The organism is Klebsiella sp. 28, from assembly GCF_018223905.1.
Lineage (GTDB): Bacteria > Pseudomonadota > Gammaproteobacteria > Enterobacterales > Enterobacteriaceae > Klebsiella > Klebsiella pneumoniae.
On the sequence record NZ_JAGRQY010000322.1, the window covers coordinates 1 to 610 of the forward strand.

The window sequence follows — 610 nt, forward strand, 5'->3', positions numbered from 1 at the left end:
AAGGTAGCGAAATTCCTTGTCGGGTAAGTTCCGACCCGCACGAAAGGCGTAACGATGTGGGCACTGTCTCAACGAGAGACTCGGTGAAATTTTAGTACCTGTGAAGATGCAGGTTACCCGCGACAGGACGGAAAGACCCCATGGAGCTTTACTGTAGCCTGATATTGAAATTCGGCACAGCTTGTACAGGATAGGTAGGAGCCATTGAAACGTGAGCGCTAGCTTACGTGGAGGCGTTGGTGGGATACTACCCTAGCTGTGTTGGATTTCTAACCCGCACCATTGATCATGGTGGGAGACAATGTCAGATGGGCAGTTTGACTGGGGCGGTCGCCTCCTAAAAGGTAACGGAGGCGCCCAAAGGTTCCCTCAGAATGGTTGGAAATCATTCACAGAGTGTAAAGGCATAAGGGAGCTTGACTGCGAGAGCTACAACTCGAGCAGGGACGAAAGTCGGGCTTAGTGATCCGGTGGTTCCGTATGGAAGGGCCATCGCTCAACGGATAAAAGCTACCCTGGGGATAACAGGCTTATCTCCCCCAAGAGTCCACATCGACGGGGAGGTTTGGCACCTCGATGTCGGCTCGTCGCATCCTGGGGCTGTAGTCGG

Annotated in this window: 1 rRNA gene; it reads left to right on the plus strand. The window is 53.3% G+C overall.

Annotated features, from left to right (window positions below):
- Nucleotides 1-610, plus strand: a 23S ribosomal RNA gene (locus tag KHQ28_RS28850); the annotation flags it as partial.